The sequence below is a fragment of the Plesiomonas sp. genome, from assembly GCF_051650925.1.
Taxonomy (GTDB): domain Bacteria; phylum Pseudomonadota; class Gammaproteobacteria; order Enterobacterales; family CAMTGL01; genus Plesiomonas.
Genome location: NZ_JBOFRH010000338.1, coordinates 1 through 8,206, shown reverse-complemented (window position 1 = coordinate 8,206; position 8,206 = coordinate 1). Strand labels below are relative to the sequence as shown.

Genomic DNA, 8,206 nt, shown 5'->3' with positions numbered 1-8,206 from the left:
AGTGCGCATGATTTGTTGCGTGCAGAGTTGCAAAGCTACTCATTAAAAACCCAAGGGTTATTGGGGCGGCGCTGCCGCGTACCGGTACTGGCCGCTGGCGTAGATAATGATCTGTTTTCACCAAAAGAGGAGAATCGGTTTATCGCCATGTCATCGGTTGATGGGAAGTGTATACAGATCCCCGCCAGCCCGTTACAAACCGGATTTGAGCGCATAATGGCACAAATAACCGATTGGATAGACCAAAAACTCATATAAAACAACTTGCTTAAATTACCCCTTGTACGGCAACAATAGACATTACGTACAAAGGAGGTAGGTATGCAGGTTATCGGACAATCACGCTCACGTTTAATGCGCAAATTTGCGGCACTCGGGCCGTATATTCGTGAGCATCAGTGTCAGGAGCAGCAGTTTTTCTTTGACTGCTTGGCGGTATGCGCCAATCCACGGCTTCCGACCGAAAAGCGTGAGTTTTGGGGATGGTGGATGGTGCTCGATGCCACTGAAAGCGGTTTTGAGTATCACTATCAGGTTGGTTTTTACGATAACCAAGGCGATTGGTTGCCTAAGCATCCTACTGATGACGCTATCACCGAAGAGATCCAGCGTACACTCCAACTCTTTTATCCGCGTTTGGTAGATTGCCTACAACTGCTGAATATCTCTTTACAGCCCGCAGCAGCCATTGCAGGGCGAGAGTTGAGTACTGCCGCGTAAAGTTTCATATCCCCATACATCTTTGCTGATAAATAGTTTTCAGAATTTTAGCGCTGTCTGTTGGCAGCGCTTCCACAAGCTGCTACAAAAAGAGTTCACTTCCTTCATCTTAGGATTCAAGGCATTACCCCATGAACCGTAGTCAGACTATCGTTGTGAAATTAGGAACCAGTGTGCTCACCGGCGGCTCGCGCCATCTAAACCGTGCGCACATGGTGGAGTTGGTGCGCCAGTGCGCACAGATGCAGCAGGCCGGTCACCGTATCGTGCTAGTAACATCAGGGGCGATAGCCGCCGGACGTGAACATTTAGGCTACCCCGAACTTCCCCCCACAATGGCTTCTAAGCAACTGCTGGCTGCGGTAGGGCAAACGCGTTTGATTCAGTTGTGGGAGCAACTGTTTTCGATTTATGGTCTACATATCGGGCAGATGTTGCTAACGCGCGCTGACTTGGAAGATCGTGAGCGTTTTCTCAATGCCCGCGATACGCTGCGTGCACTGCTTGATCAGAAAATCGTGCCGGTAATCAATGAAAATGATGCTGTTGCCACCACCGAAATTAAAGTGGGCGATAACGATAATCTCTCTGCGCTGGCGGCAATTCTGGCGGATGCCGATAAGCTGATTTTACTGACCGATCAGGCAGGATTATTTACCGCTGATCCGCGCAGTAATCCACAGGCAGAACTGATCCGTGAAGTGCAGGGTATTGACGAGTCATTGCGTCTGATTGCAGGAGACAGTGTTTCCGGTCTGGGAACTGGCGGCATGAGCACTAAATTGCAGGCAGCAGATGTGGCAAACCGTGCCGGAATCGAAGTGGTGATAGCAGCCGGTCAGCAGGCGGGCGTAATTGCCGATGTGGTTGCCGATATTTCAGTGGGAACCCGCTTTCATCCTCAGGAAACCCCACTTGAAAACCGTAAACGCTGGATTTTTGGCCCACCACCGGCCGGAGAGCTGATTGTGGATATGGGCGCTGTAAGCGCAGTGGTTGCGCGTGGTAGCTCCCTATTGCCAAGCGGTATCCAGCAGGTCACTGGGAATTTTTCGCGTGGTGAAGTGGTGCGTGTTCGCGGTATTGATGGGCGAGAGATCGCGCGCGGTATGAGCCGCTATAACAGCGATGCCTTGGCGCTTATCGCCGGACACCAGTCACAACAAATCAGCGATATTTTAGGCTATGAATACGGCGCGGTCGCCATTCACCGTGACGATATGATTTTGATTTAAGGATGAAAGCGATGAATCAATTAACCGAGATGGGAAAGGCAGCTAAGCAGGCCTCTTACCGTTTAGCCACCTTAACCACCGCAGAGAAAAATCGCGCCTTGCTCTTCATTGCCGATGAGCTTGAGGCGCGCAGTGCGGCTATTTTAGCGGCCAATGCGCAAGATATTACTGCCGCAAAACAGGCCGGATTAAGTACTGCGATGCTCGATCGCCTGTTGCTGACCCCTGAGCGTTTAACGGCTATCGCTAATGATGTGCGCGCAGTGGTTAAACTGGCCGATCCCGTCGGACAAGTGCTGGATGGGCAACAACTGAGCAGCGGGCTGAATTTAATCCGCAAACGCGTACCACTAGGGGTGATTGGCACGATTTATGAAGCTCGCCCGAATGTCACCATTGATGTGGCTTCACTGTGTCTGAAAACCGGTAATGCGGTGATTTTGCGGGGTGGAAAAGAGACGGTACATACCAATCAGGCGATGGTCGCAGTGGTGCAACATGCTCTGAGTTGCTGTGGTTTACCGGCGGGTGCGGTGCAGTCTATTGATGATCCTGATCGTGCGCGGGTGACTGAGTTGCTGCGTTTAGATCGCTATGTTGACATGATAATCCCACGCGGTGGCAGTGGGTTACACCGCCTTTGTCGTGAGCAGGCAACCATTCCGGTTATTATCGGAGGTATTGGCGTGTGCCATATCTTTGTTGATGCTAGTGCGGATCTCACTGCGGCTGTTACAGTTATCGATAATGCAAAAGTACAACGCCCAAGTGTGTGTAACTCCTTGGAGACGTTGTTGGTTCATCAAGAGGTGGCGGCCACATTTTTACCGTTATTGGCTGATTACTTGCACAGCAAGGGGGTTACTCTGCACGCTTGTCCGCAAAGCGCAGCGTTGCTGGCTGGTAGCCGAGCGACTGTCGTTCCGGTTCAGGCACAAGATTATGATGATGAGTGGTTATCACTTGATCTTAACGTCAAGATTGTTGCCGATATTGATGAGGCGATTGCTCACATCCACCAGCATGGCAGTAGCCATTCAGACAGCATTCTGACCCAGACCTTTACCCACGCGGATCGTTTTACCCTTGAGGTTGACTCTTCTGCCGTGTATGTCAATGCCAGTACGCGCTTTACCGATGGCGGGCAGTTTGGGTTAGGTGCAGAAGTGGCGGTGAGCACACAAAAATTGCATGCCCGTGGCCCGATGGGGTTAGAGGCATTAACAACCTATAAATGGATTGGCTACGGTAATAACCTGATCCGCAGTTAGTGATTTTTTGAGCGTCAATCAGAGGTTAAATATACAATGTGTGAGCAACTACTCACACATTGCTATGAATATTGAGTTAATAGCAACCGTATGAATATACGTAGATATTCTGCCTGAACATCATATCCACTTACTTTGTTTTGTCACCGTACAGGGTGTGTTGCTGTACGGTGTGCCGAGGTTGGTTTTTCCCTTTTTCTTGTTTGCCTTCTTATTTTTTTCCGCAAAATACGCACGCCTCTTCTATGCTGATTAAAGCGTCATTGATGCAATCTGTCGTTATCTGCGAATGCGTGTTGTACCCACTGTGTTTATACCTAGGCTGTGTTGTATCGCATAGCGCCTCACTCACAGAGTGACTCAACAACATAGCCAGTAAAACACACAACACCGCAGACTGACCACACCCGATGCCGCCTAAACCCTGTGGGGTGTTCACTTCCTGAAATACAGCAAGGATATGATCATGCGCTTTTTCTTTTCTGAGAATGCTTACTGGCGAATTGGGTTTCATCGGTCTCTAACGGGGGTGTTGCTGCTGCCCTTATTTTTATTGCAGGGATGTGAAGATAAAGCCAGCGATACCGCAGTATCGGCTAGCGCAGCGCCCGCCATGCCGGTGAGTGTACAGATTTTGCAGGGAAAGTCGGTTCCGGTTGATTTTTCGTTTGTCGGGCTGACGAAAAGCTCACATCAGGTCAATATTGTTACCCGAGTGAATGGCTTTTTAGATAAGCAGATGTACAAAGATGGCGCATTTATCAAGCAGGGTGAAACCCTGTTTTTGATTGATCCCAAACCTTTTCAGGCTCTACTCCAAGCTGCTCAAGCCGCTCTCACACAGCAAAAAGCTAACTTACTGGTAGCACAGCAAAATCTGGCCAGAATCAAGCCGCTGGCTGCCCAGAATGCCGCCAGTAAAAAAGATTTAGATCAGGCTATTGGGCAGGAAAAAGCAGCACAAGCGCAGGTCGAAATGGCTAAGGCACAGGTTGTTCAGGCGCAGTTGAATTTGAGCTATGCCACCATCAGAGCACCACTGAGCGGTATCAGCGGTGAGCGGTTGATTGATGAAGGTACTTATGTAACAGCCAGTGATCGCCTAACCTATGTGGCGGCACTATCCCCTATGTGGGTCAATTTTAGTATCTCAGAAGCACAATCATTAAAACGTGATGAACTGGTGCGTAAAGGGCTGCTGAAGTTACCCGCGGATAACTCGCTGAGTGTGCAACTGACACTGTCGGACAACTCACAGTACGCTGAAACGGGTCGCATTACATTTGCCAATGCAGAGTACAACTCACAGACCGGTACTTTTCTGGTCAGGGCCAGTTTTAACAATACCGAAGGGGCTTTACGCCCCGGGCAGTTTGTGCGGGTGACAGTAAAAGGGGCTGAACGGCCTGATGCGATTGCCGTACCACAAACGGCGGTGATGCAAGGGGCTACTGGGCATTTTGTCTGGGTAGTCAATAAAGAGAGCAAGGCGGAGTATCGCCCCGTAACCATGGGGGATTACAGCGGCAATGACTGGATTGTTGACGAAGGGCTAGCAGCCGGTGAGCAGGTGGTGGTGAAAGGCGGAATGACCTTACGGCCTGATGCTCTATTAGCCCCGACACCGATCAGTGCAACGCCCGATTCGTCAGGCAGTTCGGTAGGTGACTCGGCGGATAAGGCGGCAAAAACACACGTTAAGCCGTCAGTGTCTACCACGTCGGCGCATTAAGCCCGGTTAAAGCAGCTCTTTTGAGGTGTAGCCATGTTCTCTCGAGTCTTTATTGAACGGCCCATTTTTGCCAGCGTGTTATCACTGATTGTGGTGCTGGTGGGTAGCATAGCGGCATTAAATCTGCCGATAGAGCAGTATCCGACCATGACTCCGGTGCAAGTGCAGGTGACTGCCGTCTATCCGGGGGCAGATGCCCAGACGTTGTCGCAATCTGTAGCGGGGCCGATTGAGGCGCAGATTAACGGTGTCGATAACATGTTGTATATGACATCGAGCAGCTCCTCGAATGGGCAGATGACCATTAGTGTTTATTTCTCACTCGATACCGACCCTGATATTGCACAGGTGCAGGTACAAAATCGGGTAAGTTTAGCGTTGCCACAACTGCCACAAACTGTGCAGCAAAACGGTGTGCAAGTACAAAAGCGAACCTCCAGCATTCTAATGTTGGTCGGCGTGTACTCTCCTGAAAACCGCTATGATGCTAACTACATTGCAAACTACGCTAACGTTTATGTGCTTGATGCTATCAAACGCATACCGGGTGCAGGGCAAGCCTCGGTATTAGGGGCCGCAGATCAGGCCATGCGAATCTGGCTGAACCCTGAAAAAATGGCCAGCCTTGGTGTTACTACATCTGATATTCAGCAGGCCGTTTCCAACCAGAATAAATTGTTCAGTGCTGGTCAAATAGGGCAGGCACCGAATCAAGCCTCAACTCAACTGACCTATCCGCTGGTAACACAAAATCCGTATGTGAAGCCTGAACAGTATGAAAGCATTATTTTACGGGCGGATAACAGCGGCGCTGCACTGGTTCGTTTACAAGATGTCGCACGAGCAGAGCTTGGGCTAAAACAGTACATCGTGAATACCGCGATGAACCAAACGCCGGCCACTTTTATTGCCGTGTATCTGGCTCCGGGGGCGAACGCGCTTGATGTATCGAACAATGTCTCGGCAACACTGAAAAACCTCAAAAGCACTTTCCCTAGCGGATTGGATTATAAAATCACCCTTGATACCACAGATTTTGTGCGAATATCGATTGAAGATGTGCTGCATACGCTGGTTGAAGCCATCATTCTAGTGATTGCCGTGGTCTATCTGTTTTTGCAGAGTATTCGCGCCACAATGATCGCAATTGTTGCCGTGTTTGTTGCCCTGATAGGAACATTCGTCGGTATGCTGGCTCTGGGGTTCTCCATCAACCTACTGACACTGTTCGGTATGATCCTTGCGATAGGCTTGGTGGTCGATGATGCTATCGTGGTGGTTGAAAACGTCGAACGTTTAATGCATGAGAAACTTCTCTCGGCGAAAGAAGCCTCGCTTGAGGCGATGGCCGAGATCTCTACTGCGTTGGTGTCGGTGGTTTTAGTACTCTCTTCCGTCTTTATCCCTGCTGCCTTTTTAAGCGGTACAACTGGCCAGCTGTATAAGCAGTTTGCTGTGACCATCGTGATTTCGGTGGTGTTGTCGGGGTTTGTGGCGCTGACGTTAACTCCTGCACTGTGCGGTATTTTTCTTAAACCGGGCCACAGTGCCAGTCGTGGTTTTTTCGGCTGGTTTAACCGCCAGTTTGCCGCACTGACCACCCGTTACGGGCAGGGTGTACGCTTAACCATTCAACGCTCGACACTGGCACTGGTACTCATGGCGGTGATGATTGGTTGCATTGTCATGATGTTCCGCAGTTTACCCTCAAGCTTTGTGCCGCAAGAGGATCAGGGTTATGTGTTGGCAGGGGTTATTTTACCTGATGCCGCCAGTATTCGCCGGACACAAGAGATCACCGATCAGCTTGATGCCATATTTGCAGCTAACCCAAATGTGGAGACTCGTACCGCTATTACCGGTTTTAACCTGCTCGACAGCTCCTTTAAAACCAATACCGCCACTTTCTTTGTGACACTCAAATCATTCGGTGATCGCTCTGAGGCTTCGCAATCAGCCGAAGCCATTTTGCAGGATATAGCCAAGCAAACTAAAGGGATTCAGGGGGCATTTATTTTACCAATCTCCCCTCCGGCAATTCCGGGTTTAGGGACTACCGGTGGTTTTCAGTTCTGGATACAGGATTTAAGTAATGGCTCACTGGCTGAATTACAACAGGTGACGAATCAGTTTTTAGCCAAGGCGCGTCAGAACCCAACTTTAACTGGGCTTTCATCAACATTTAACGCCTCGAGCACCCAACTGAAAGCTGAAATTAGCCGTGATAAAGCCATGCTATTGGGTGTGCCGATTCAAGATGCTTATGGCACATTGCAAACATTTTTAGCTTCATCTTCAGTTAGCCAATATTTTGATCTTAGCCGAGTATGGAATGTGGTGTTGCAAGCTGAAGCGCGTTATCGCGATGATCCTGTTTGGCTTGGCAAGTTATACACCCGCAATAATCAGGGGAATATGATCCCGCTCTCTGCGGTGATGGACACCCGATACGGTGCAGGCCCCGACTTAGTACCGCACTTTAACGGTTTTCCTTCCGCACAGGTCAATGGCTCGGCAGCACAGGGTTATAGCTCAGGGCAGGCCATCTCTGTGATGGAAGATATCGCAAAAGAGGTGTTACCGCCGGGATACAGTTTTGCATGGTCAGGTCAGGCATACGAAGAGAAGCAGGCGGGCAGCACCTCAACGGTTGCGTTTGCACTGGGTTTGGTGATTGTTTTTCTGATCCTTGCTGCACAATTTGAGTCATGGACACTGCCTTGCGCCGTACTGACGGCCGTACCTTTCGGGTTGGTTGGTTCGTTGCTATTTACCTTGCTGCGCGGCCTTGAGAATGATGTCTATTTCCAGATAGGTTTGCTGGTGCTGATTGGGTTGGCGGCAAAAAATGCGGTACTGATTATTGAGTTCGCCGTTGAATTGCACCATCGCAAAGGGCGTAATTTACTGGAGTCAGCTATTGAAGCGGGTGAACTGCGCTTGCGGCCGATTGTGATGACATCACTGGCTTTTATTCTTGGCACATTGCCACTTATGCTGGCGAACGGTGCAGGAGCAAACTCGCGCCACTCTATCGGTACGGGTATTGTCGGCGGCATGATAGGGGCAACCACGTTGGCACTGTTTTATGTCCCGCTGTTCTATGTGCTGTTTGAGCGGTTAGCCAAGCCTAAACAGAGCAAAAAACAAGAGACTAATCGGCAGGATGCAGAGCAACAGCCGGATCTTTCGAACCCGAATCAGCAGGCTGATGCCGATGCAGCCGCAACCACAACCCTATCTCAAAC

General features: G+C 50.0%; 6 protein-coding genes. All 6 read left to right on the top strand.

Features of this window, described 5'->3' with window-relative positions:
• A partial coding sequence (locus ACRC27_RS07880; RefSeq protein ID WP_438639599.1) for an alpha/beta hydrolase occupies window positions 1–258 on the top strand: 258 nt, incomplete at its 5' end.
• A gap of 63 nt (window positions 259–321) precedes the next feature.
• Window positions 322–720, top strand: a complete 399-nt coding sequence (gene crl / locus ACRC27_RS07875) for a sigma factor-binding protein Crl (protein ID WP_438623754.1) — start codon at window positions 322–324, stop codon at window positions 718–720.
• A 131-nt stretch (window positions 721–851) separates the two neighbouring features.
• Window positions 852–1,955 carry a glutamate 5-kinase gene (proB, locus tag ACRC27_RS07870; protein WP_438639598.1) on the top strand — a complete coding sequence of 368 codons (1,104 nt, stop codon included), beginning with the start codon at window positions 852–854 and terminating at the stop codon, window positions 1,953–1,955.
• 11 nt (window positions 1,956–1,966) lie between these two features.
• Complete coding sequence (gene proA, locus ACRC27_RS07865; RefSeq protein WP_438639597.1) at window positions 1,967–3,226, top strand: glutamate-5-semialdehyde dehydrogenase; 1,260 nt, start codon at window positions 1,967–1,969, stop codon at window positions 3,224–3,226.
• A gap of 466 nt (window positions 3,227–3,692) precedes the next feature.
• On the top strand, window positions 3,693–4,958 hold the full coding sequence (locus tag ACRC27_RS07860; RefSeq protein WP_438639596.1) for an efflux RND transporter periplasmic adaptor subunit: 1,266 nt from the start codon (window positions 3,693–3,695) through the stop codon (window positions 4,956–4,958).
• Between the two features lie 33 nt (window positions 4,959–4,991).
• The coding region (locus ACRC27_RS07855; protein WP_438639595.1) for an efflux RND transporter permease subunit at window positions 4,992–8,206 on the top strand (3,215 nt) is incomplete at its 3' end.

Excerpts from the sequence above, each read along its gene's own strand:
- crl (WP_438623754.1), top strand. The coding sequence starts at position 322 with ATGCAGGTTATCGGACAATCACGCTCACGTTTAATGCGCAAATTTGCG.
- proB (WP_438639598.1), top strand. The coding sequence starts at position 852 with ATGAACCGTAGTCAGACTATCGTTGTGAAATTAGGAACCAGTGTGCTC.
- proA (WP_438639597.1), top strand. The coding sequence starts at position 1,967 with ATGAATCAATTAACCGAGATGGGAAAGGCAGCTAAGCAGGCCTCTTAC.
- ACRC27_RS07860 (WP_438639596.1), top strand. The coding sequence starts at position 3,693 with ATGCGCTTTTTCTTTTCTGAGAATGCTTACTGGCGAATTGGGTTTCAT.